Genomic DNA, 23918 nt, shown 5'->3' with positions numbered 1-23918 from the left:
GTGCCCTTTGTGGTTAAACTTTGTGCCCTTTGTGGTAAATAATTTTTTATCTATTATACCATGCAAAGAGATCTCTACATTGTAGCATACGATATATGTACACCAAAACGCCTTAACCGGATGCGGTATTTTTTGAAAGGGTTCAGCACGGGTGGCCAGAAGTCGGTCTTTGAGTGTTTCCTTACACAAGGAGAACTGAAAGAGGTCATTACCGGCGTTTCAAATATTATTGACGAAAGTACGGACCGTGTCCATATCTTCCCTCTGGACGGGAGAAGCAGGTCGCACACCTTTGGTGCAGCAATACCTCCAAAGGACCCGGAGTTTTTTTATTTCGGGTAAACGCCACGTACTTGTATAGGAATTTTTATATTATGTCAGCAATGTCCGGTTAGGTTTTTGCTTGTTTTATTGTATTGTTCTCAAGATGTCATTCCCGCATATTTTTAGCGGGAATCCAGGGTGGAACGAGCCTCTGGATACCCGATAAAAGAGTTCGGGTATGACAAAAGCCATACATGCAAAACTCTAACCGGACAATGCTGATTTTATGTCAGCGATTTTCGGGGTGGCACGGACAACCTTGTCTCTGGACGTCTTGAACAAGGATTGTTTATCCGCCTCTTATTTAATCAGTTAAAAATTATAAACTACACATGGGAAACTATGAAATTACTAAGCGCTTTAGGAGAAAACTACGACGTAATTATAGAAATGGTTGATTTCCTGAACGGTGACTTTGAATACAGTGAGGCTGCAAGGAAGATTAAAGGATCATTCATCGAACCGATGGATGAGCTTGTTCTGCTTTGCACAACACATACCACTGCCGTCTTTGATGATCTTAAAGCAATCCTCTCGATTGAGTATCCGGATATCTCCTTAAACAATATCGATTTGGAAATTCAGGATATTACCAATGTACGTGATGATGAAAAAATACGCAACACAATCTTTAATACGGTAGAGCGATATCAAAAAGATAAATTGATCGTATCTTCTGCCGGAAGAAAAGACATTACGCAGAGAATTGTTGAAGCAGGTTATATCTACGGATTTTATGGATATCTTTCAATCACACTCTCAGCAGAATTTTTCCACTTAAAAAACACTCCTGGAGGTTTAAAGGATTATCAAATTGCCAGGAAGTATCCGGAACATCTGATTATTAACTGGTATCCGCTCTCTACTCTTTTACGGAGAAGGTACTATTTGCCTGAAACCACACAGGTAGATATACAACAAAGCAACTATGACATACAGAAAGAACCGGATTTAATCCAAAATTTTTCTGCATTGTATTCATTACCACTCATGATTATCCAGCGCCTGAAGTCTGAAAAAATCGGTGTTGACAAGAAATATGAACAAAAGGATTATACATGGCTTCGCGCCTTGCCAAAAACCGATCTGCACTGCCATTTTGGTGGCGCTGCCGGCCCAGAGGAACTCAAAACAATAGCAGAGGCAATTTTAGGTGATACATTTGCGAAAGAACGATGGAGGACGGAAATACAATCCGTAGAGAAAAAACTTCGGAACTGTTCACTGGAAGAAGAGCTTTATAAAAGAAAGGGAACTACTCAAAAACATCCATTGCATTATTTAGAAGAATACTACAAGGAGATATATCCCGGTTTGCCTGTTTTTTTAATTAACACCGTACAGCTTAGCATCTTATCTGTAAATGAGATTTCCCGGTTGATGCGGCAAACACCTGCTCAGCCAAATACCTATGAGAGTGATACAGATACCGAAGGACTTGAACTGTATATGGACGCTGGAAATTTTGGAGGTTCAATGTTGTTTCAAACAAAGACTGCCCTGGAAACAGCCATGCATTGCCTGCTGGAAGCGTCCCTGAAAGACAACATACGTTATCTTGAAGTTCGGATCTCTCCCATGAATTATTGTACTGCTGGCCTTACAGCTTCAGAGGTAATGAACACACTCATAGAGACATCCGCACAGTTTATCAGTGCGCATCCTGCTATTACGGTAAACTTTATCATTATAGCAACAAGGCACAAGGATAGAGCCAATATAAGTAAGAATATATCCACAGCTATTGTATTTTCCGAAAATAAATCAAAGAACGCTGTTAATATGGAGCTTCCATCTGAGTATATCTCATCACCGCACGTATGCGGAGTGGATCTGGCAGGCAAAGAGAGGGGGTTCAGCCCTATGCAATTTATTGATCTATTCCAGCCCCTTCATCATCATTTTATAAAGGTAACAATCCATGCAGGAGAGACAGAAAGCAGTCAGAATATTCTGGGAAGCCCTTTACCACCTTCATGCAAAAAGAATCGGGCATGGACTGAAACTGTGCCAGGACAAGAAAATGATGGAATATCTTCGCGATTTACACATCTCACTGGAAATGTGCCCTACTTCAAATGCCAAAACATGTGGATATTATGATTTCAGCAGTATAAACAACAATTTCCATGAATATAACACTAGTAACAGATATCCACTCAAGCAATATCTGGATGAGGGCGTGGGTGTAACTATAAACACAGATAATCGGGGCATTTCTCAGACAAGTTTAGCAGGGGAATATTTAAAGGCATGCCATTTAACGGAAGGGGGATTGAGCAAATGGGATGTGCTGAAAATAGTACGGCAGGGATTTGTTTCGAGCTTTTTATCTCTGAAACATAAGAACATCATGCTTAAACAGTCAGAGAAGCACATACTCTCATTTCTGATACACGATTATCTTGAGCCTAAAAATTTAAATGTGTAGTGGCAAGGCGCGCCTTGCCACTACCGTCTCTTCTGACTCGTTCGGATTCGGAATTACAAACAGGAGCCGCAACCTTTAGGTTGTGGTAATTACACAAAACAAAAACTGTGTCTACCAGCAGATACCAAAGGCAATTTGATTCAATGTATAGGAATTTCAATGTTTATTGTAGGGGCGAAGCATTTGCTGATATGAGCTTGAAGTCAATCTTATATTCTGGACAGCAAATGCTTCGCCCCTACGTATGACCGTAAACAAAGTCGCCGAAGGCCTAATTTAAATAAAATTTTGAACAATCACAACAATACCATGGGAACTTTATATATCGACAGAAAAGGATATCAGATAAAACTTGACGGCGAAGCAATCGCCTTTTACCTGGACGGAAAAAGGGAAGGCATCGTCCCTGTAAGACCACTCGACAGGGTAATAATAGCCGGTAATAATACGGTAGACACAAGCGTACTCAACAAACTTGCAGAAAACGGGTGTAACGTCATATTCCTGTCCGGCAGAGGCCTTCAGTACCGGGGCATCCTCACCGGCCGTATTCATAATAATGGCATCCTGAGGGTTAAGCAATATGAGAAGTCCCTGAACAAGGATTTTATCATAACGATAGCGAAGGAAATTATCCTTGAAAAGATAGAGAAGCAGCGTGAATTTCTTGGAGAGGCAATAAAAATCAGGGGATCTGAAAACCTGAAGGCCACATTTTGCAATGTCTTTGGTATCCTTATAAATATTGCGGAAGGAATTACTGCGAAATGTGAGGCCATTGAGAGCCTGAGGGGATATGAGGGCGCCGCTTCAAATGCCTATTTCTCTGCGTTTACCGATCTGTTTCCGGCTTCGCTGGGGTTTGAAAACCGCATCAGAAGGCCGCCGACAGACCCTGTAAATGCAATGCTCTCATTGAGCTATACGTTGATTCATTATGAAGCGGTGAGGGAGATACAGATCGCGGGGCTTGATCCTACCATTGGCTTTTATCATTGCTTTGAGTATGGGCGGGAATCCCTTGCCTGCGACCTGATTGAACCATTTCGCCCCGTGGTAGACCGGTTCGTATGGGAGATGTTTAAGGAGGGAAAATATACCTCAAAAAATTTTGTACAGGAGAACGGGGGTGTTTATTTAAAGAAAGATGCCAGAAAGGAATTTTACCCGATGTACGAAGCATGGGCTGAAACGGTGAGAAAAGATATTGCCAGAAAGATAAGAGATATTTCTGTGAGGGTCATGGATGGAAAGAACACTTTACCTGAATGAAAATACAACGCTTGATGTTATAAGAGACGGGCCTTCTCTTGTGGTAAAAGAAGAAGGAAAATCCGGCAGGCGTGTGCCTGCACGAATGATTCGGCGGGTAGTAATTACCGGGAATATCAAACTGGAAACCGGTTTGATAACCCTCTTTACCCAAAATAATGTTCCCATAACATTTCTGGATAAGAAAGGCAACCAGATAGCGGTAACTCTGCCGTATAAACAGCATCTGGCAGAACATTATAAAGTGCAAAGGGTATTCCTTGAGTCAGATTATACTGCTCATCGGTTTATGACCTTTTTGAGGGCATATCGCCAGAGGATTCAGATTGATGTCCTGAAACGGCTTTTGAAAAATCAGATTCCGGATCACTATGTTACTGTTGGACTCAAAGAAGAAGAGTATCAGCAGGTAATAAAGAATGCCACATCACCGTATCGAGAAATATTTCACTCTATTCGTAATGCCGTTTCTGCACTCTTTGTGGAAATGGTCATAAGTAAATTAATAGCGTCTGAACTCGACCCTCATATGGGAGTAATGCACAGGCGGCAGGATTTCGGTTTTGTCCTGGATATTTGCCACATACTTGGCCCCGAGACCGATCTCCAATCTGTTCAATTTTTTTATGGGAAAAAAGGAGTGGACCACCGGAAAAACAAAGAGAGTCGTCTGAAGACAGAAAGGCAATAGCGGTGCGTTTTGAAAATAGAAAAGATGTCCTGGCAACTATGACAGAGCATATTATTGATGGTATGTTTGAGCTTGTCAGGGAACTGAGGCTCAGCGGGGAATTCAGCCAGTATTAATTTCTTACAAAATATTTTTTACAAATAAGAAAAGTAATCACACAGAGACACGAAGCCACAAAGAACTTTGGAATTTTGTTTAATCTCTTTTTATGTATTTCTTTGTGGCTTCGTGGCTTTGTGTGAGAAAATAAAAAACTTTCTTTTCCAACTTGTTCAGGTTATATACTTATGAAGAGTAATTATATCGTCTGCTATGATATTACCAATGAAAAAAGGTTAAGGCAGGTGTTTAAAACGCTCAAGGGGATAGGTACGCATATACAGTATTCGGTATTTTTTTGTAAACTTACGTGGCAGGAATTAACAGGATTGAAAGAGAAGCTTGAAGGCATCATTGATGGGAACGAAGACGATATACGGATTTACCCGCTGCCATCCAATAGTAAATGTGTCGTGCTTGGTCAGGGCGACAGGATTCCGGAAGGGGTAGAAATGTTCTTATGAAATATTTCAGAAATATTTGCATGCTAACTTTTCATAGATCTGCTATACTGAAAAATCAGTTTTGTAAATACTTGATAATACATGAGAAAGGAAAGGGGTGCTATAGGAATAAAGACCTGTAATAGAAGGGATTGCGACATATCCCTGGTATGAGTGATTTCAGTTTGTCTTATAGGAATAAAGACCTGTAATAGAAGGGATTGCGACTGTGCATCCTCTGAGATATAGGCTTCCGCCAACCTATAGGAATAAAGACCTGTAATAGAAGGGATTGCGACCAGGCTGCCGTACGGTTTCCCTGTTTTCGGGTTTGCGATAGGAATAAAGACCTGTAATAGAAGGGATTGCGACCTCTAATATTGAATGTTATTCAATTTTTTCCACATCACCCCTTATCTATGAGACCCAGGATAGATTTAGGATATATCCATAGAAGCTATCCCCGGACCTGTTTCTGTACGGATATCCCTCTGTTTTCACATGATTCCGGATACTAAATTAAGATTTTGGGATGACCTCTAAACAATTTATCATCGGGATCTCCAAAATATCCCAAATTGTTAACCTCTTGGCGAGGTGACCCGTGTCGCAGGAAAAACTTACGAAAGAGAACATAAGGGAGGCGTGAAATAGGGTGGGTGATGGTGTCGTGGTATCCGCAGGGCAATTGTATCAAAATTGTTCTAATAACTGACGTTCCAGAGGTTTTCACGAATATCGGGAGATGGTGATTGATTTTTGAAGAGGTTACATGAATCACTCTGGTAAATACCTTCGAAAAGGGAAGAAAAAGGCATAATGGAGGGCGATTCTTTTACAATGCCTGCTGCCCCAGGAGACGGAATCATCCGAGATAAGCGATTTTTAAAGTGACAGGAATACACCTTGTATGCATCAAGCTAACACAGCGACATACGTTTACAACTCCCCGATAACTACATTCGAGGACAAGCGTCTGTCGTTCCGGGCTTGACCCGGAAAACCAGTATTTTTCCGGATTCCCGCTTCCGCGGGAATGACATACTTGTCCCCGTGAAAACGGAGATTCGTACCTGATGAATGACGCTGTGTATAGAGTACCTTTTGTATGAAATCGAACATACTGAATTCAACCCCGAAGGGGTGAAATGATTATGGATACAATATACCCTACCGTCAAATCCCGAAGGGATGACACCTCAATACAGGTTTACCCTATGTCACCCCTTCGGGGTTGAAGGGGTTTTTTTTGCTTTTTCTATAATTATGACATCCCTACGGGATTAGGCAGGAAAATAAAAGGAGAGACGCAACATTTTGCATCTCCAAAATCCTGAGTCTGTGCCATTACAATCGTGTGTCTCTGAGATTATTTCCTTGGTAAATATTGATCACGATACCGGAGAGCATGTGGTTTACAAAACTCCATCTCTGCCGTATGCTGTCGGGTTTCAATCGTTGATAACTATAAAAGTATTGCCTGCTAATCCGTAACTATTCAGCGTGATTTTCACGAATACAATATATGGCATAAAATAGTCATAATCACAAAAATTAACCACAGGTTGTACCGCCATATATAGGCAGAAAATGCAAATCGAGCATTTTTTACTATATTTATAGTATTTGTCGCTCAAACACGCTGAATAGTTACAACAATTCAGAAGTGAAAATTGACAAATAATCCCTGTTCAGGACATACCGTGATAGGATGTATCCCTGTCACCTCAAAAACCGTTTGCCTGAGATGATCCCGTCTTCTGGCAGCAAGCATTTCACAAGAATCGCTCTCCATTATGCCTTTTTCTTTCAGAAGAGTTTTACCTGAATTCATATTAACCTCCTCTCTATCTCTCCTTTAGTAAGGCTTCCCAGGCTCCCCTTTTCTCAATCATTCATAATATCTTCTCTTTTTCTATAGCTCATTATTTTGTAATCACGAATTTTCCGATAGATAGTACGTCTGCTTATGCCTAGTAAACGAGCCGCCATTGCCTTATTCCCTGAGGCTATTTTAAGAGCCTGGAGGATTGCCCGAGGTTCATCAACTTTCATATCTTCGATACAAGAAGTTTTTGTTCCAACAAATCCTTTAAACGCAGTTGGCAGATAATTAACAGTGATGGTCTTTTGATGACAATGGATAAATGCATGTTCAAGGGTATGTTCGAGTTCCCTCACATTGCCAGGCCATTGATATGCCATAAATATCTTTTGTACATCCGAAGAGACAGCCACAATCTCTTTCTGGAATTTTTTATTGAATTTATTAATAAAATGATTTACCAGAAATGGTATATCTTCCCTTCTGTCTCTTAATGGCGGTAAGTTTACTTCCACGACCTTCAGACGGTAATAAAGGTCTTCCCGGAATTTACCATGTCTGATTCTTTCTTTGAGGTTCTGGTTCGTTGCTGCAACAACCCGGACGTCTATCCTGATAGGAGTAGAATCTCCCACACTCTCAAACGTTCTTTCCTGTAATACCCTTAAAAGTTGCAGTTGCATCCTGGGTGATATATCACCGATCTCATCGAGAAAGATCGTCCCGCTGTTTGCCTCCTGGAATCGACCAGCCCTATTCCGAATAGCATCAGTAAAGGCTCCTTTGACATGCCCAAAAAGCTCACTTTCAAGTAAACTCTCGGACAAAGCTGCGCAGTTTACCTTAACAAAAGGCTTACTGTTTCGTTCTCCTTCATAATGCAATGCCTCGGCAACTAATTCTTTGCCGGTGCCACTTTCTCCGGTAATCAGAACGGTAGTTTGAACATCTGCTAAATTCTCAATGAGAGAATACATCGTCTGCATCTTTTCACTTTTTCCTATGATATTATGAAATTGCTGACGCTCTCTTCTGTCGTGTTTAGGATTTTCCATGTGTGTTTCATCTCTGATTATTAAAACCGCCCCTGAAAATACTCCTTTGTTACCGAGAAGCGGGTGAGTAGTAATATTTACTACTTGCTGTGGATGAAATTTGTGTTTACACTCGAGGCGATATATTTCTGCAGGCTGTTTCTCATGAAGGGTTTCTTCAAGCGTTTTAAGACATTGTCTGTTGCAAAAATTTGATAAAGAATTTATTGACTTCCCAATAGCATCTTTCGTCAGATTACAAATAGTTTTTGTTGCCTCATTGATCTCGATTACCGACAATTCCTTATCTACCGTAATAATAGCGTCCCTGACACTACTGAAAATTGCCTCCAGATTTAACTGGGATTTTTCCTTTTCATCCATCCCGGTTTTGTACTGTAATGCTTTTCTGGTAACTTGCAATAGCGTTTCTTGCCGCACTGGTTTGGGAATATAATCAAATGCGCCAAGCCTCAATGCTTCTGCTGCCGTTTCGATGCTGGGGTTTCCCGCAATCAGGACAACAGGATAGCTATAATTCCTTTTCTTAACCTCTCTCAAAAAATTAATTCCCGTCTTGCCCTCAAGAACGATATCTGCAAATATTACATCGAAATGTAATTCAGAGACCTTTGCTAAGGCTTCATTATAATCTTTGGCAGTGAATACCTCGTACCCTTCATATTGGAGAAATTTTTCAAAGGTAAATCTGATACATTCTTCATCATCAATTACAAGTATTTTTGCTTTCATCAATTCTTCCTATAGTAAAATTGCCCACTATCAAATGATACGGTAATGATATCTTAATACCATAAGGATTCTGAACTTCCGCATTCATTCCTATAATGGAGAACCAACAAAATGTAAAATTGAAACACAAAAACAAATCATAGAAAAGACACTATAATTGATCATTTTAAAAATGATAAAACATCGTAATGATTTAACAAAAAAGGCAACTCACATGAGTTGCCTTTTTTATATCTTTTTAAAGAACGCTACCACTAATACACCAGGTAGTACTTGTATACTGTGGAGTACTGCTTATTGCATTAAGTGTCCACCCTCTTTTTTTTCTTCCTTTTTCTCCTCTGTTATCAACTGTGTAAGATATCCTTCCTTAGATCAGGGAAAAATATCCCACGCCCCTGAGAACATTCTCAGAATAGCGAATAGGGTTTACCTGTTAATTACAGCAACAGATTTGTGAAAGGTATTTAATTTCTCAAAGAGCAAACTTAGCATATTTAGCATAGAGATGACTAAACAAATACAAAAATCCTATTTTTTGAAAAACTTCTCGTGCCAATCCAAAAGACTTACACAATATCGCCATAACTTTTAAAGATGCATAATACTGCATAGTGTTTAATAGCAATGTACTTGCCAGGAATTTCTTTCTGTGGGAGCCTTTGACAAGGATACTATATAACTATTGGAAACATATTTCATTATAATGAATGCAGATAATTTATTTTGTTCATTTCCTTTTGTATGAGTATTCGTATCTTCTGTACAGATATCATACAATTTTAATTACTAATTATCATAAATAGTCTCAGAACCGAGTCTTATATTTTACCCTTCCTATTTTTAAAATCATACAATATTGTATGTATAACATGCACTTTTTTTTATGGTAGGTAATGACATATAAGTACCTGATCACAAGTTTTTGTACATTCTCTTTATCAACAGAATAGAGAATTCAGAAGACAGAATCCAGTTGCACATTTTATAGCATCCAAGAGATGAAACCGAACGAAATGTGGCGCATGAGTCTTTGGTTGTATGCTGGTGTAGGGAACGTTACGGAATCTCTCAAAATGTCATTGCTAGGGTTTTTCCCGAAGCAATCTCTTCTGAGACTTGTAAAGGATTGCTTCGGACAAGACCCTCGCAATGACTGGCGGGGTAGTCTTTTCTCTGTTGAGGATAGGTTCGGTTTCATCATTGAAGTACTATAGCTTGATGCATATGGGGAGAAAGGGAAGACCAGGAAACGCACTATTGCAAATCTATCGAATTTGTAATGGTACAGCGCAAGATTTTGGAGACGCAAGATGTTGCGTCTCTACCTAATCCCGCAGGGATGTCATGATTATAGAGAAAGCAGAAAAAAGCCCTTCAACCCCGAAGGGGTGACATAGGGGAAACCTGTATTGAGATGTCATTCCTTCGGGATTTGATGGTCGGGTATATTGTATCCAAAATCATTTCACCCCTTTGGGGTTGAATGCGGCATGTTCGGTTTCATACAGAGGATACTATAGCCATAAACTAAAGTGGATGTTAGCGCATCATTGGGCACCGTGGAGGGATGGGTATAAATTCCCTTGAACATAACAATATTTTCTGTATAATTTATTTTTTGTTTATTGAGTTTGTTTTGCAGCACTTTTACCGCATGTTAATAAACAATGCGCCCGTAGCTCAGCAGGATAGAGCAACGGTTTCCTAAACCGTAGGTCAGACGTTCAAATCGTCTCGGGCGCATTAAATAGTTATATACGTATTTTTATACATATGATCGATTTACATACTCATACCTTATTCTCCGATGGTGTGCTCTTACCGGCAGAACTAGCCCGGCGTTGTGAGGCAAAAGGGTTTCGCGGGTTAGTGATAACCGACCATGTTGACTATTCTAATATCGAGATCGTGATACCGAACATCTTGAGGGCTTGCAGGGAAATAACATCCGTCTCAAAAATGAAGGTATTCGCCGGCGCTGAACTAACTCATCTCCGTCCGGAACATATAAAATCTATGGTAAAACGGGCAAGGGAGCTGGGCGCCTGTATCGTGTTAGTACATGGAGAGACTATTACAGAGCCTGTGCTGGCGGGGACAAATCGGGCAGCGATAGAAGCTGGCGCTGATATTCTGGCGCATCCCGGCCTTATAACGGAGGATGATGCACGGCTTGCAAAAAGTAATGGTATCAGGCTGGAGGTCACCGGGCGGAAAGGGCATGCTTATGCGAACGGACATGTCGTTAAAGTGGCAAAAAAAGTCGGGGCAAAACTTGTTTTTGGTTCCGACTCTCATACGCCTGATGATTTATTAGACCGTAACCACGCTGAACGGATTGCCCGTGGGGCTGGTTTGGAAGATAATGATATTCAGGAGCTTTTCCGGGAAGCAGAATCTCTGATTAATAAATCTACGTAAGAAATTTAATCGGGTAATTAATATATATATGTGTAATACATCATACGTAGGGCAAATCGTTAGGTTTGCACCTGTGCAAGGCTAAAGCCTTGCCCTACATAAATATTTAGTTTATAACATTTAGAGAGAAGAAAAGAACATGAACGAATCTACCTCAAATATAGTAAGTATACTCAATAAATATAAAGTCTTTATTGGTATAGGTATTGGTGTTGCTATTGCCATCGGCGCAGGGAGTATTTTTTTTATGAATCAAAGGAACCAAAAAGCTGAGGCTGCATGGGAGAATTTATCAAAAATAAATAATGACTTGTCAACGGCCTTAGAGCAAAAAGGAAAGGACCGCAAAGAGAGAAATGCAGCGTTATCTACAGCAGCCGATGCTTACCAATATATGAAGGATACCATGTCCTCTTCGAGCGCCACTCCATGGGCAATATTTCAATTAGGAAATATTTATTACCGCATGGAAAATTACGATGAGGCCATCAGGGCGTATAATGATTTTTTGGATAGGTATAGCGGTCATCTCCTTGCCCCTATTGTGAAACAATCCCTGGGATATGCCTATGAAGAAAAGGGACTTTTTCCTGAGGCAATTCAACAGTTTGAGAGTGTTCCGGTTCATGATAGTTTTCTTACTGCACAAGTAGGATGGGATGCAGGCCGTTGCTACGAAAAGTCAGGCCAGACAAACGATGCAATTCGCTCCTACACCAGGGCAGTGGAGCTCTCTCCCAAAAGTAACTGGGCTACTATGTCACAATACCGTTTGTCGGTAATTCGATAAGTATTCTTTCATCCACAATGCATGCTATGTTGGAAGAAATTACCCAAATAAAAGAAGTAACCTTCGAGATAAAAAAGACGTTTGAGGACAGAAGGATTGACAGATACCTTGCCGCGCGTCTCCCTGACTATTCAAGGACCTTTATTCAAAAATTAGTAAAAGAAGGTGCTGTAGTAGTCAACGGGCGTTCAGTCAAGAGCAGTTACGATATCCAGAAGGGAGATACTATCTCTGTTCGTTTACCCGTTCTTGAGGAAAGCAAGATCGTTCCTGAAAATATTCCTTTAAACATTGTTTATGAAGACGATTACTTAATGCTCATTAATAAACCGTATGATATGGTTGTACATCCTGCAGGTGGGCATCCTTCCGGAACGCTGGTAAACGCGCTTGCCTTTCATTGTCAAAACCTTTCACAGGTTAATGGACCGTTAAAAGCGGGTATTGTGCACCGGTTGGACAGAGATACGAGCGGGATTATGTTATCGATTAAAAGTGATGCTGTCCATTCGCACATTGCTATGCAATTTGAAAAAAGGTATGTCAAAAAGGAGTATCTTGCCGTAGTGGAGGGTGAATTTGACCTGGATTCGGATGAGATTAATTTACCTATTGGCAGGCATAAAAATGAGCCGCAAAAGATGGCAATACGGCGCGATATTGGTAAGGAAGCCGTATCGGTATATGAGGTATTAGAGCGTTTCCGTGGTTATACGCTGGTAAAGATTATGCCCAAAACAGGCCGTACTCATCAAATTCGTGTACACATGCGTTCAATAGGGCACCCTGTTGTTGCTGACTTTATGTACAGTAGCAGCGAATCCTGCTATCTTTCAGACCTGTTGCAGAAGGAGAGAGAACCTGGTGAGGTCCCCATTATCGAAAGGCAAGCACTTCATGCGCACAAGATCGAGTTTTTCCATCCTATACAAAATAAGAGAATGGAATTTCAGGTAGATGTTCCGGACGATATATCCCTTCTTATTAAGACATTGAGGGAAGTAAGACCTCAGAGAAATTAATATTATGTAATTATACAAAATTGTGCTGGTAAAGCTATGCATAGATAAGTATAGCCATTACCCACCCCTAAATCCCCTCCCAAGAGGGGACTTTTATACTTCCCACTTGACAGCTTATCTTTACCCACAAGACAGAGAGGTAAATTTGAGTAGTGCGATAAGACTCTACAGGGTGGCACTGACAAACAGAGTTTGTCAGTGCCACCCTGGAATAGGTTTAAAGAGAATAAAAATTTCTATAGGGATGCCTCTGGCCAGACATCTCTTCATGGTATTCTAAAGATGTGGGTAAGGATAAGCTTTGACAGGGAGATCTGAGGGCATAAGCGTTACCTTAAGCAGTATTTGGGGTGGCACGGACAAACTTGTTTGTCCGTGTTCAACCTGAGAGATGCGGTTATAGTCACAAGGTAATTTTATTTTACTGCTTAAGGTAACGCTTATGGGGTTGGGGGTGTGTTTCTTTCCAATCGAAGACGATTGAACCGGCGAAAGGTTATTTTTGAAAATTCATTGATTTTTATCGGTCTACGGATATAATCACAAATAGTTGTTCTTAGAATTTTATATAAGGAGGCATGTATATGTTTAGTATGCCAGGTGGTTGGGAATGGCTTATCATCCTGATTGTAGCGCTGCTGATTTTTGGCAAGAGACTTCCTGAGGTGATGAAATCGCTGGGGCGTGGTATTGTTGAGTTTAAGAAAGGTGTAAAGGGAGTCGAGGAAGATGTAGAAGAGTCCAGCAATAAAAGTACGCAGAAGATAACTCTTGAGAAAGAAGTTACCAAACAGGAAAATAAGCAAGAAGCCTAAATTAAGAAGATAATACCATACTGAAATTTGAGAAAGGTAAAATGAGGAGTAATTAACATGAGAGATAAGAGAAGAATAAGATTAACATGGCGTAGTAAACGGGCAAACCATGGGAGAATGGGATGCAAGGGCAGAAGAGTTGGAAAGTATAAGTAGCATTTGTATCTCGTAAATAAAAAGTCGTTTTTTAGAAAACCAATCAGTAAATATTTATTGGTTAGAAAAAGCTATCTTAGCGTAGTCGTTTTGACTCTGTAAGATAGCTTTTTTTATTCGTCTATGGTGTAAATCGCTATGGAAATTTTAATTTTTGTTGACAGTTTGTTTAAAAATATTTAAAAGATTGAAGTTTTGAATCGTGGGTGTGTTACTCTCCATTTCTCCACCAGATATCTGGGTTTTTCAAAAAACGGAATTGTTACCAGAAAATTTTAGAGAAAATATAAAAAAATAGTATGAAGAGGGCATTGATAACGGGAATTACAGGCCAGGATGGTTCTTATCTGGCAGAGTTTCTCCTGTCGAATGGCTATGAGGTCCATGGTCTTATTCGTCGTTCCAGTACCTTTAATACTGACAGGATTGATCACCTCTATCTCGACCCTCATGATCCCCAGGCACGTCTTTTCCTTCACTACGGAGACCTCTCTGATTCAGGACAGGTAACGAATCTTGTCTACAATATTCAGCCTGATGAGATTTATCATTTAGCGGCTCAGAGCCATGTGCGTGTGAGTTTCGATATGCCTGAATTTACGGGAAATATTACCGGTTTAGGCACTACCAGGATACTGGAAGCTGTCCGGAGAAGTGGAATTAGAACCAAATTTTATCAGGCAAGCAGTAGCGAAATGTTTGGGGATGCCCCGGCTCCTCAGAACGAGATAACGCCTTTCAGGCCAAGAAGTCCGTATGCTGCGGCTAAGGTCTATGCTTACTGGATGACGGTCAATTATCGGGATGGATACCATATGTTTGCCTGTAATGGAATACTATTTAATCATGAGTCGCCAAGGAGAGGCGAGACCTTTGTAACGAGGAAGATAACAAGGGCAATTGCATATATAATTGCGGGAAAACAGAAAAAGTTGTATTTAGGAAATCTCGAGGCAAAGAGGGATTGGGGTTTTACTCCCGAATATGTGGTATGTCAGTGGTTAATACTTCAGCAGGATAAACCGGATGATTATGTAATAGGCACCGGTGAAAGCCATTCAGTAAAGGAATTTGTGGAGCTTGCCTTCAAATATGCCGGAATCGAAATAGAATGGAAAGGTGTGGAGGCTTATCAGAAGGGTATAGTAAAATCTTTAAGCTGTCGTCTTCAAACTTTAGCTTCTCATGTAAAAGTCGGAGATACGCTTATTGAAATAGACCCTAAGTATTTCAGGCCGACAGAGGTCGATTTTTTACGGGCTGATATTATCAAAGCAAAGAAGAATTTAGGCTGGGTGCCAAAAGTTACCTTTGAAGAGCTTATTAAAATCATGGTTGATTCTGATATGGAACTTATCGGCATGAATACCCCCGGTGAAGGGAAGAAGGCATTAAAAGAAAAAGGGATACATTGGACGGAGAATAAGTTTATATTAGGCTAAGGCTTAGGCTGAGGTTTAAGCTAAAGTCAAATAACCCAACCTGAAAGCACGAGCAATATGGGATATAATTCATTCGAAGAAATGCCTGTTTGGCAATTTGAGGGTTCATCGAACCTTGTTGAGGAAATATGGAAAGAGTTAAACTCTCTGATTAACTCTTTAGAGAAGAAAACTTGACCTTATCCTCAACCTTATCCTTAACCTAAATGGACACCAGATGAATTTCTGGACAAACAAAAAAATTTTAGTTACCGGCGGCGCCGGGTTTCTTGGTTCCTTCGTTGTGGAAAGATTAAAAGCACGAGGCGTTACCAATATAGGTATACCAAGAAGCAAAGATTATGACCTTGTTGAAAGTGATGCATGCAAAAGGCTGTATAAAGATACCAAACCGGATATTGTTATTCACCTCGCAGCAAAGGTTGGCGGTATAGGTGCTAACCGCTCAAACCCGGGTAAGTTTTTTTATGATAACCTGATGATGGGGGTTCAGATGATGGAAGAAGGAAGGCGTTCAGGTATAGAAAAATTTGTAACCATTGGCACTATCTGTGCCTATCCAAAATTTACCCCTGTACCTTTTAAAGAAGAGGATTTATGGAATGGCTATCCGGAAGAAACCAACGCGCCTTACGGTCTGGCAAAGAAGATACTTTTAGTACAATCACAGGCATACCGGCAGCAATACGGTTTTAATGCTATCTACCTTTTACCCGTTAATCTTTATGGGCCGGGGGATAATTTTGACTTAGACTCTTCCCATGTCATTCCTGCGCTTATAAGAAAATGTGCAGAGGCAAGGTATTCTGAGGCTAAGGTTAAGGCTAAGGACAAGGTTGAATCCTCTGAGCCTGCACTTCCTCAACCTTCTATCATTGTTTGGGGAACAGGAAAACCTACGAGAGAATTCTTATATGTGGAAGATGCTGCTGAGGGAATCCTTCTTGCTGCTGAGCGGTACAATAAGCCGGAACCTGTTAACCTTGGCGCAGGGTTTGAGATTTCCATAAAAGATCTCATGGATCTGATTGCGCGTTTAATGAACTTTAAGGGAAGAATTATCTGGGACACATCGAAGCCTGACGGTCAGCCCAGAAGAAAACTGGATACTTCCAGGGCTTATGAAGAATTCGGATTTAAGGCAAAGATACCTCTTGAGGAAGGATTGAAGCGAACAATTATATGGTATAGAGAAAATAGGTAAGTAATTATAACTAAGATAATAACCCCACAAAATACAAAAAAAAGTCAATTGATATTTTTCCCCCTTGCAGAAATGAATCAAACCTTAATGAAATTCCTGCCATCCTTCGTTCGTGTCAGATTAGAAGGCCGTGTTAATTTACAGAATATACTGGCAAATACTGGCTGGCTATTTATTGATAAGATATTGCGTATGGGTGTTGGGTTGTTTGTTGGAGTATGGATTGCGCGGTATCTGGGGCCAGAGCAATTTGGACTCTATAGCTATGCAATCGCTTTTGTTTCATTATTTGGTGCATTTGCTACATTAGGATTAGATGGAATTGTGGTACGGGATATTGTTCGATACCCATCTTGTAAGGATGAGATACTTGGTACTGCCTTTATACTCAAACTTGTAGGAGGGATGTTAACATTCCTCTTGATAACAGGAACTATTTTTTTTCTTCATCCTCATGATAATCTAATCCACTGGCTAGCTGGTATTATAGCGTTCGGGATGATTTTTCAGTCGTTTGATACTATTGATTTCTGGTTTCAATCACAGGTACAATCAAAATACACTGTTTATGCGAAGAACGCTGCTTTCTTACTCATTGCTCTCTTAAAAGTTGTTCTAATTCTCATTAGGGCACCATTAATTGCTTTTGCATTTGCTGGATTAGCAGAAATCATCTTTAGTGCGGTGGGTTTAACAATTGCCTGTAAATTATACGGCTATACACCAAAAATTTGGTGGTGGAGCTTTTCATGGGGAAAGAAGCTGCTTAGGGATAGTTGGCCGTTAATTCTTGCAGGTTTTTCTATAGCAATATATATGAAAATTGATCAGGTAATGCTCGGAGAAATGGTTGGCCATGAGTCTGTAGGTATTTATTCGGCTGCAATTAGAATATCTGAGATATGGTATTTTATTCCAACAGCGATTGTTTCATCTGTATTTCCTTCCATAATCCGAGCTAGAAGTGTAGACGAAAAACTATACTATAGAAGGTTGCAAAAGTTATTTAGTTTAATGACAGCTTTAGCTTTAACTATAGCCATTCTGATGACATTTCTGTCTAAAACTGTTATCATACTATTCTTTGGTAAAAGTTTTGAGGCATCGGGTTCTATTTTGTCTATACATATTTGGGCATCCTTGTTCGTTTTTTTGGGAGTTGCACAAAGTCCATGGGATCTAGCAGAAAATCTCACTAGGCTTTCCTTAATGAGAACGATTGTCGGGGCTATTATAAACATTGTTCTTAACTTTATTCTAATTCCTTTATTTTCTATAATCGGAGCCGCCATTGCTACGATTATTTCCTATGCGTTTTCAGCTTATATCTCAAATTTATTTAATGGCAAAACAAGGCCAATTTTTTTTTATCAAACCAAATCTGTATTTTTTATTAAATACCTTTGGGTATTAGGTGGGAAAAAGTATCAAGAACATAACTCTCATATGGTTAAGTAATAAAATTAAAGAGTTTATTTTAAGCTGCTTTGATAAGTATGCTATAAAATCATATTCCCAGGAAGGAGAGGATATGATCCTACGCCGCATATTTGAAAACGTTGAAAACGGATTTTATGTTGATGTTGGTGCCCATCATCCGAAGCGTTTTTCCAATACTTTCTATTTTTATAAGAAAGGGTGGTCTGGTATCAATATAGATGCGATGCCTGGCAGTATGAGTCTTTTTAACAAAATAAGGCCTAGAGATATAAATATAGAAGCAGCTGTATCAAACGAAAAGGAAGAGGTGATTTTCTACATATTTAATGAGGTAGCACTTAATACATTTGACAGTAAGCTTGTTCTTGAGCGAACAAATAATGACTACTATGTAGTAAAAAAACAAAAAATTGTCACAAAAGAATTAAAAGAAATACTTTGGAATATTTTACCTAAAAACAAGAAAATACATTTCATGTCCATTGATGTTGAAGGATTCGATTTGAAAGTAGTCCAATCAAATAATTGGGAACTTTTTAGACCAGAGTACCTTTTAGTTGAACATTACGGTTCAAATATAAATGAAATTCAAAATAGTGATTTATACAAATTTATAATTGGGAAAAATTATGAACTCTATGCTAAATCGGTGTTAACAGTATTTTTTAAAGATAAATCAAACTATCTGAAATAGTACTCTTTAACACAATGGATCAAAGTTTTTATATGGACGGTTGGCAGTTAAAAACACCTGTCGCCTTTCTTATTTTTAACCGACCTGATACTACGGAAAAGGTCTTCGAAGTTATTCGCCAGGCGAAACCGCCGAAGCTATTGGTTGTTGCTGATGGGCCCCGTACAGATCGCCCTGGTGAAGTGGAAAAGTGTGCGGCAACTCGTGCAATTATTGATCGGGTAGATTGGGATTGTGAAGTATTGAAAAATTACTCCGATATAAATATGGGCTGTAAGCAATGCATATCGAGCGGGTTAGACTGGGTATTCGATACCGTTGGAGAGGCAATTATCCTTGAAGATGATTGTCTTCCACATCTAACCTTCTTTCGCTTTTGTGGAGAATTATTAGAAAAGTATCGGAGTGATGAGCGTATTGCTCTGATTGGTGGTATAAATTTCCAATTTGGCAAAAAGCGGACAAACAATAGTTACTATTTTTCCCGATATAACCATATATGGGGTTGGGCTTCCTGGAGCAGGGCATGGCAATATTATAATGTTGAGATGAGCGCATGGCCCTTAATTCGAGATGGTAAATGGCTCGAAGATATCCTAGGAGATTCAAGATTAGCCAAACACTGGGAAGGGGTTTTTCAAGCAACATTTGAGGGTGAGATTGATACGTGGGACTATCAATGGACCTTTGCTTGCTGGATGCAAGGGGCATTATCTATTCTACCAAATTCAAATCTGGTATCGAATATAGGATTTAGTACAGAGGCAACACATACAACCGGACAAAATGCTTTTGCCAATATGAGAGCAGAATCCCTTGAGTTTCCTCTCTTACACCCACGATATTTAATACGTGACGCAATGGCAGATAAATATACAGAACGAGTTCACTTCTCAATTAACTCTATACCAATAAGGGTGATAAATAAATTTAAGAAAATTTTAAATAAGTTATAAAGGGGTTTCTTAAAGTTGGAATCTGATACTTTATCTATGAATTGTAAAATTTGTGAATTAGAATCCCTTGAATTTTCAAGAGCTAAGGTTCTGAAGAAGTACGATATCAAATATTTTAGATGTACCCATTGTGGCTTCATTCAAACAGAAGAGCCGTATTGGATTGATGAGGCGTATTCTGATGTGATCAATAGAAGTGACATAGGATTGGTCAGCAGGAGTATAACCCTCTGTAGTATAGTAAAGACTCTTGTGTTTGCCTTTTTTAACAGAAATGTAAAATTTATTGATTACGCAGGGGGTTATGGATTATTTGTCCGTATGATGAGAGATATTGGACTTGATTTTTATCATTATGATAAATATTGCCCTAATCTTTTTGCCCAAGATTTTGAAGCTAAGACTAATGGAAATTGTCACTATGAGCTACTTACAGCATTTGAAGTTTTTGAGCATTTGGCAAGCCCAATCGATGAAATACAAGAAATGCTATCATTCTCCAGAAATATCCTTTTTACTACTCAGTTAGTTCCCGCAAATACTCCAAAGCCAAATGACTGGTGGTATTACGGTCTTGATCACGGGCAGCATGTGTCTTTTTATTCCCAAAAGTCATTGTCCGTTATAGCAGAAAAATTCAATTTAAATATATACTCTAACGGGAGATCTTTTCATCTGTTGACTGAGAAAAAGATTTCACCATTTTTATTTAACGTGCTATCTAGGTACAAAGTGGCTGCTTTAGTTAATATGGTTTTTAACTGGAGATCATTGATCCAAGCTGATTATAAAAGAGTCACTACATAACTAAAATAATTCAAAATAATGCAATTTACTCTAAAGATTTTGAGATTAGTCTATTGTAAACTCCTGTTACTAATCGATAGTTCCGTCTTGATTTTTTATAGCCAGAGGCATGAAAAATTAAAAAAAAATATTCTTTTGGTTAGATTTGACGCCATCGGTGACTTTATTCTTTGGCTCGATGCAGCAAAGAGGTTTAGGGAGTTGTTTCCTGAAGGAGAAAATAGAATTACATTATTAGGAAATCAAGCATGGATCTCTCTTGCTGAAAAAATACCTTATTTTGATGAAGTATGGTTGCTTGATAGACAAAAATTTTTGAGAAACATACCCTATCGTCTCAAGATGATGAAAAAAGTTCGCCAGACTGGTTTTGATACGGTTATTCAGCCTGCATTCTCACGTGAATTTTTATTCGGTGATGCCATAGTAAGAATTAGTGGTGCAAAAGAAAAGATCGGTTCTCAAGGGAATTACTCAAATATAAATCCATGGCAAAAGCGTATTAGCGACCGCTGGTATACCCGGCTTATACCAGCAACCAAAGAACCACTCATGGAATTAGAGCGTAATGCTGAATTCATGCGTGGGCTTGGTTTGGCAGATTTCAAGGCTGGCATTCCTGATTTGCCATCATCCTGTGTTATGTCAGTCGATATTAACATTAAGAATTATTACATACTGTTTCCTGGTGTAAGTGCAGAGATTAAGCAATGGCCTTTATCCCACTTCAAGGAGTTAGCAGTGCGAATTTACCGGAGCACTGGATGGGTTGGGGTTGTATGCGGTGGACCAGGAGAAGAGTTATTGGGTAAGAGGCTAGTACAGAGTGTAGATGTTCCACTGCAGAACTGGGTAGGGCGCACTTCTTTGCAAGAGTTAGCTGTGATTATCCGTGGCGCACATGTTGTGATCGGGAATGATACGAGTGCTATACATATTTCTGCAGCAGTATCAGCACCATCTGTGTGTATTTTAGGCGGTGGACATTTTGGACGGTTTATGCCATACCGTTTGGAAATGGAAACAAAAAAGATACTACCTGTGGCAGTTATTCATAAAATGGATTGTTTTGGGTGTAATTGGCATTGTATTTATCCTATCCAAAAAGGAAGCGCTGCACCTTGTATAACAGAAATTTCAGTAAATACTGTTTGGGATGAAACCATAAAGATGTTAAAACGCGAAAGATCTCCGATGATATGATGCTTGAGCTTTCGCTATTACCAATAGATATTTAGTATTTCGAGGATGTATTAATAAACCCTATATGCATGATTTAAAAGACTCTAAAATCTTCAGATGAAAATTAGTGTAATTATTCCCACTTTTAATAGCGCCAGGACTATTGAGGATACACTTAAGAGTATATTTAACCAAAATTGGCCTGATTTTCAAATTATTATACAAGATGGAAAATCCACAGATGATACAGAAACTATTGTTGCAAGATATCCGACAGCTATGGCGGGCTGGCAATCGGAACCAGATAATGGCATATATGATGCCATGAACAAGGGTATTAGACGTGCAACCGGTGATATTATTGCTATCCTCAATAGCGACGATGTCTGGTTACCGGGTACACTGGAACGGATTAATTCTGTATTCTTACGTAATCCGGATATTGGTATAGTTTCCGGATCGATAGAGGTCTGGGAAGATTCCCCTGGTGGTGCCAAAGTAGTTTTGAAATCGAGTTTGCTCCATTCCCGTAAGAGTATGGCTATTCAACACCCGGCTACATTCGTACGGCGTAATGTGTACGAACGCATAGGGCTCTTTAATACTCGTTATAGATTCGGTGCTGATTATGATTTTGTACTGAAATGTCTTGGGGCTAATGTTCCATGGATTATACTTGACGACATTCTTGTTCGTATGCGAGCAGATGGAAAGGGTACAACCTTTAACTTCGATGATTGGACAATTCGGAGGTCATATAGACTTTCATCAGTTGTTAGCGAATCTCTTACGTGCACAAACAGTTTTATACGGTATGTATCAAGAACGATAATTTTAAAAATTTTTGGAGGAAAAACTTTATCTGCTTTTAGAAGCTATCTATGGAGAAAGCGTATCTATCGATAGATAAGGATTTATTGAAAAGAAAATTTTGTAAAATAGCAAGATATACTGGTGTTTATAAGACTTCATAGAACACTACTTTCAAAAATTTTTAAAGTATTTATAGCTGTATTCTCCCACGAGAAGGCTTTTGCTCTTTCTATTGCTTTTTTCCTCAATGCGGAGATTAACTCTTGATTCTTTAATGTTCTCAATATCACATCAGCTATTTCATCCGGATCGGTTGGATCAAAATATATAGCTGCATTTCCACATATTTCTGTCATCGGCTCTCTATGAGAGGCAAGTACCGGAGCACCACAGGCCATTGCCTCTACCAGAGTCATCCCAAACGATTCACAGGTTGAAGGATAAACAAATAGTATACAGGCGGAACAGAGATAAGGTAATTCCTCATAAGGAATATTACCTAAAAAAATAATGCGGTTCTCATACCTGTGCTCTGCTATAAAAGCCTTCATCTCGTTGTAATATTCCCTGTCAAAGTACTCTCCTGCAAAAATAAGTTGAGTATCATCACTTATTTTATCTCTCAGCAGTATAAACGCCTTTGTAAGTTCCAAAAAATTTTTATACCGCTGGATATGAGATACATAAAGAATAAATTTTTTTAAACCATATTTTTTTTTAAATCGATGCAATATAGTATCTTCGCTATAAGGACGAAATATTTCTTTGTTAATGCCGTGGTAAATGACTCCCGCATGTTTAATAGAAACTTCAGTTCTCTCTATAAGGGTACGTGCCTTTTTTGAAGGGAAAATGACACGGTGTGCCTTTTTAATTGATAGTAGAGTTAATTGTTTTAATAGTCTGAGCCTTATATTTTGGATTAAGCCCCTCTCTATCAAAAGATTATCACTCAATGGTTCAACGTTTTGTATCATGACTACATTTCGAATTGTAGTAAAGAAAGGACATATATTACCAGGAGAGAAAAGGACGTCTACTCCTTCTCTTTTTAAAAAGGAGGGTAAAATACATTGCTCCCAGAAAATACGTAAAAGAGGATTTTTTGAGGGTATTCTAAAAGATATAAAGGTAAAATTGGGATGCTGAAAATAGAAAGTTTCTTTTCCGGTAGATGTCGTCAGTACAAGATATTGATGATGGGTATCTATTTTTGATAAGTAGGTTAAAAGGCTTTTGATATATGTGATACCACCTCCTGCAACAGCAGAAGTTGTATTAATGGCAATTTTCATATGGTA

23 protein-coding genes and 1 tRNA gene are annotated in these 23918 nt (G+C 39.2%); 21 read left to right on the top strand and 3 right to left on the bottom strand.

All coding sequences use genetic code 11. The annotated features are described in order from the left end of the window. Positions 1 to 60 precede the first annotated feature (60 nt). The 7 genes from cas2 (FBQ94_RS01455) (at position 61) to FBQ94_RS01425 (ending at position 6754) form a co-directional block, all read left to right on the top strand. A complete protein-coding gene (cas2, locus tag FBQ94_RS01455) occupies positions 61 to 342 on the top strand; it encodes a CRISPR-associated endonuclease Cas2 (RefSeq protein ID WP_040544394.1) in 282 nt (93 codons plus the stop codon). A gap of 324 nt (positions 343 to 666) precedes the next feature. Then, positions 667 to 2427: an amidohydrolase family protein gene (locus tag FBQ94_RS01450; RefSeq protein ID WP_007222496.1), complete on the top strand. Its 1761-nt coding sequence runs from the start codon at positions 667 to 669 to the stop codon at positions 2425 to 2427. Then, the gene (locus FBQ94_RS01445) at positions 2312 to 2755 is read left to right on the top strand and encodes an amidohydrolase family protein (RefSeq protein ID WP_285441946.1); all 444 of its coding nucleotides are present in this window, start codon (positions 2312 to 2314) and stop codon (positions 2753 to 2755) included. The genes FBQ94_RS01450 and FBQ94_RS01445 overlap by 116 nt, the downstream gene beginning before the upstream one ends. A 309-nt stretch (positions 2756 to 3064) precedes the next feature. Further along, positions 3065 to 4027 carry a CRISPR-associated endonuclease Cas1 gene (gene cas1 / locus FBQ94_RS01440; protein WP_007222494.1) on the top strand — a complete coding sequence of 321 codons (963 nt, stop codon included), beginning with the start codon at positions 3065 to 3067 and terminating at the stop codon, positions 4025 to 4027. Then, positions 4002 to 4718 carry a CRISPR-associated endonuclease Cas1 gene (locus FBQ94_RS01435; protein ID WP_007222493.1) on the top strand — a complete coding sequence of 239 codons (717 nt, stop codon included), beginning with the start codon at positions 4002 to 4004 and terminating at the stop codon, positions 4716 to 4718. The genes cas1 and FBQ94_RS01435 overlap by 26 nt, the downstream gene beginning before the upstream one ends. A gap of 287 nt (positions 4719 to 5005) precedes the next feature. After that, complete coding sequence (gene cas2 / locus FBQ94_RS01430; protein ID WP_007222492.1) at positions 5006 to 5281, top strand: CRISPR-associated endonuclease Cas2; 276 nt, start codon at positions 5006 to 5008, stop codon at positions 5279 to 5281. Positions 5282 to 6577: 1296 nt separating this feature from the next. Beyond that, positions 6578 to 6754 (top strand): hypothetical protein, encoded by a 177-nt coding sequence (locus tag FBQ94_RS01425; RefSeq protein WP_007222490.1) that lies wholly within the window; start codon positions 6578 to 6580, stop codon positions 6752 to 6754. Between the two features lie 166 nt (positions 6755 to 6920). On the opposite strand, the gene FBQ94_RS01420 is transcribed toward FBQ94_RS01425, so the two are convergent. Beyond that, entirely contained in the window at positions 6921 to 7094 is a 174-nt protein-coding gene (locus tag FBQ94_RS01420) for a hypothetical protein (RefSeq protein WP_007222489.1), read from the bottom strand. A 53-nt stretch (positions 7095 to 7147) separates the two neighbouring features. Continuing rightward, a complete protein-coding gene (locus FBQ94_RS01415) occupies positions 7148 to 8872 on the bottom strand; it encodes a sigma-54 dependent transcriptional regulator (RefSeq protein WP_007222488.1) in 1725 nt (574 codons plus the stop codon). Between the two features lie 1001 nt (positions 8873 to 9873). On the opposite strand from FBQ94_RS01415, the gene FBQ94_RS01410 reads away from it, so the two are divergent. The 14 genes from FBQ94_RS01410 to FBQ94_RS01345 all read left to right on the top strand — a co-directional run bounded on the left by FBQ94_RS01410 (position 9874) and on the right by FBQ94_RS01345 (position 22710). Then, positions 9874 to 10089, top strand: a complete 216-nt coding sequence (locus FBQ94_RS01410) for a hypothetical protein (RefSeq protein WP_285441941.1) — start codon at positions 9874 to 9876, stop codon at positions 10087 to 10089. Between the two features lie 455 nt (positions 10090 to 10544). Continuing rightward, positions 10545 to 10618: transfer RNA gene (locus tag FBQ94_RS01405), tRNA-Arg, on the top strand. Positions 10619 to 10648: 30 nt separating this feature from the next. Next, positions 10649 to 11296, top strand: a complete 648-nt coding sequence (locus FBQ94_RS01400) for a histidinol phosphate phosphatase domain-containing protein (protein WP_007222486.1) — start codon at positions 10649 to 10651, stop codon at positions 11294 to 11296. A gap of 139 nt (positions 11297 to 11435) precedes the next feature. Next, positions 11436 to 12086 carry a tetratricopeptide repeat protein gene (locus tag FBQ94_RS01395; protein WP_007222485.1) on the top strand — a complete coding sequence of 217 codons (651 nt, stop codon included), beginning with the start codon at positions 11436 to 11438 and terminating at the stop codon, positions 12084 to 12086. Positions 12087 to 12112: 26 nt separating this feature from the next. Further along, positions 12113 to 13108 carry an RluA family pseudouridine synthase gene (locus FBQ94_RS01390; RefSeq protein ID WP_040544706.1) on the top strand — a complete coding sequence of 332 codons (996 nt, stop codon included), beginning with the start codon at positions 12113 to 12115 and terminating at the stop codon, positions 13106 to 13108. 584 nt (positions 13109 to 13692) lie between these two features. Then, complete coding sequence (locus FBQ94_RS01385; RefSeq protein WP_007222483.1) at positions 13693 to 13923, top strand: Sec-independent protein translocase subunit TatA/TatB; 231 nt, start codon at positions 13693 to 13695, stop codon at positions 13921 to 13923. Between the two features lie 455 nt (positions 13924 to 14378). After that, positions 14379 to 15521, top strand: a complete 1143-nt coding sequence (gene gmd / locus FBQ94_RS01380) for a GDP-mannose 4,6-dehydratase (protein ID WP_007222482.1) — start codon at positions 14379 to 14381, stop codon at positions 15519 to 15521. 217 nt (positions 15522 to 15738) lie between these two features. Then, positions 15739 to 16725 carry a GDP-L-fucose synthase family protein gene (locus tag FBQ94_RS01375; RefSeq protein WP_007222481.1) on the top strand — a complete coding sequence of 329 codons (987 nt, stop codon included), beginning with the start codon at positions 15739 to 15741 and terminating at the stop codon, positions 16723 to 16725. A 72-nt stretch (positions 16726 to 16797) separates the two neighbouring features. Next, complete coding sequence (locus tag FBQ94_RS01370; protein WP_285441940.1) at positions 16798 to 18183, top strand: flippase; 1386 nt, start codon at positions 16798 to 16800, stop codon at positions 18181 to 18183. 73 nt (positions 18184 to 18256) lie between these two features. Beyond that, complete coding sequence (locus tag FBQ94_RS01365) at positions 18257 to 18859, top strand: FkbM family methyltransferase (RefSeq protein WP_007222479.1); 603 nt, start codon at positions 18257 to 18259, stop codon at positions 18857 to 18859. Between the two features lie 32 nt (positions 18860 to 18891). Beyond that, on the top strand, positions 18892 to 19815 hold the full coding sequence (locus FBQ94_RS01360; protein WP_007222478.1) for a hypothetical protein: 924 nt from the start codon (positions 18892 to 18894) through the stop codon (positions 19813 to 19815). Between the two features lie 15 nt (positions 19816 to 19830). Then, the gene (locus FBQ94_RS01355; RefSeq protein WP_007222477.1) at positions 19831 to 20622 is read left to right on the top strand and encodes a class I SAM-dependent methyltransferase; all 792 of its coding nucleotides are present in this window, start codon (positions 19831 to 19833) and stop codon (positions 20620 to 20622) included. Positions 20623 to 20757: 135 nt separating this feature from the next. Continuing rightward, positions 20758 to 21825 (top strand): glycosyltransferase family 9 protein, encoded by a 1068-nt coding sequence (locus FBQ94_RS01350; protein ID WP_285441938.1) that lies wholly within the window; start codon positions 20758 to 20760, stop codon positions 21823 to 21825. Positions 21826 to 21921: 96 nt separating this feature from the next. Then, a complete protein-coding gene (locus FBQ94_RS01345; RefSeq protein ID WP_007222475.1) occupies positions 21922 to 22710 on the top strand; it encodes a glycosyltransferase family 2 protein in 789 nt (262 codons plus the stop codon). A 62-nt stretch (positions 22711 to 22772) separates the two neighbouring features. Here the strand turns inward: FBQ94_RS01345 and FBQ94_RS01340 are convergent, their stop codons facing one another. Then, positions 22773 to 23912: a glycosyltransferase family 4 protein gene (locus FBQ94_RS01340; protein WP_007222474.1), complete on the bottom strand. Its 1140-nt coding sequence runs from the start codon at positions 23910 to 23912 to the stop codon at positions 22773 to 22775. Positions 23913 to 23918: the final 6 nt, after the last annotated feature.

The organism is Candidatus Jettenia sp. AMX1 (assembly GCF_030263775.1).
Classification (GTDB): domain Bacteria; phylum Planctomycetota; class Brocadiia; order Brocadiales; family Brocadiaceae; genus Jettenia; species Jettenia caeni.
Note: the sequence above shows the minus strand (reverse complement) of the source record. Positions and strands in the feature narration are given on the sequence as shown.

What these genes read in the sequence shown, in the direction of transcription:
- cas2 (WP_040544394.1), top strand. Translation starts at nt 61, where the DNA reads ATGCAAAGAGATCTCTACATTGTAGCATACGATATATGTACACCAAAA.
- FBQ94_RS01450 (WP_007222496.1), top strand. Translation starts at nt 667, where the DNA reads ATGAAATTACTAAGCGCTTTAGGAGAAAACTACGACGTAATTATAGAA.
- cas1 (WP_007222494.1), top strand. Translation starts at nt 3,065, where the DNA reads ATGGGAACTTTATATATCGACAGAAAAGGATATCAGATAAAACTTGAC.
- cas2 (WP_007222492.1), top strand. Translation starts at nt 5,006, where the DNA reads ATGAAGAGTAATTATATCGTCTGCTATGATATTACCAATGAAAAAAGG.
- FBQ94_RS01375 (WP_007222481.1), top strand. Translation starts at nt 15,739, where the DNA reads ATGAATTTCTGGACAAACAAAAAAATTTTAGTTACCGGCGGCGCCGGG.
- FBQ94_RS01370 (WP_285441940.1), top strand. Translation starts at nt 16,798, where the DNA reads ATGAATCAAACCTTAATGAAATTCCTGCCATCCTTCGTTCGTGTCAGA.
- FBQ94_RS01340 (WP_007222474.1), bottom strand. Translation starts at nt 23,912, where the DNA reads ATGAAAATTGCCATTAATACAACTTCTGCTGTTGCAGGAGGTGGTATC.
- FBQ94_RS01345 (WP_007222475.1), top strand. Translation starts at nt 21,922, where the DNA reads ATGAAAATTAGTGTAATTATTCCCACTTTTAATAGCGCCAGGACTATT.
- FBQ94_RS01415 (WP_007222488.1), bottom strand. Translation starts at nt 8,872, where the DNA reads ATGAAAGCAAAAATACTTGTAATTGATGATGAAGAATGTATCAGATTT.
- gmd (WP_007222482.1), top strand. Translation starts at nt 14,379, where the DNA reads ATGAAGAGGGCATTGATAACGGGAATTACAGGCCAGGATGGTTCTTAT.
- FBQ94_RS01360 (WP_007222478.1), top strand. Translation starts at nt 18,892, where the DNA reads ATGGACGGTTGGCAGTTAAAAACACCTGTCGCCTTTCTTATTTTTAAC.
- FBQ94_RS01390 (WP_040544706.1), top strand. Translation starts at nt 12,113, where the DNA reads ATGTTGGAAGAAATTACCCAAATAAAAGAAGTAACCTTCGAGATAAAA.
- FBQ94_RS01420 (WP_007222489.1), bottom strand. Translation starts at nt 7,094, where the DNA reads ATGAATTCAGGTAAAACTCTTCTGAAAGAAAAAGGCATAATGGAGAGC.
- FBQ94_RS01410 (WP_285441941.1), top strand. Translation starts at nt 9,874, where the DNA reads ATGAAACCGAACGAAATGTGGCGCATGAGTCTTTGGTTGTATGCTGGT.
- FBQ94_RS01385 (WP_007222483.1), top strand. Translation starts at nt 13,693, where the DNA reads ATGTTTAGTATGCCAGGTGGTTGGGAATGGCTTATCATCCTGATTGTA.
- FBQ94_RS01400 (WP_007222486.1), top strand. Translation starts at nt 10,649, where the DNA reads ATGATCGATTTACATACTCATACCTTATTCTCCGATGGTGTGCTCTTA.
- FBQ94_RS01435 (WP_007222493.1), top strand. Translation starts at nt 4,002, where the DNA reads ATGGAAAGAACACTTTACCTGAATGAAAATACAACGCTTGATGTTATA.
- FBQ94_RS01365 (WP_007222479.1), top strand. Translation starts at nt 18,257, where the DNA reads ATGATCCTACGCCGCATATTTGAAAACGTTGAAAACGGATTTTATGTT.
- FBQ94_RS01395 (WP_007222485.1), top strand. Translation starts at nt 11,436, where the DNA reads ATGAACGAATCTACCTCAAATATAGTAAGTATACTCAATAAATATAAA.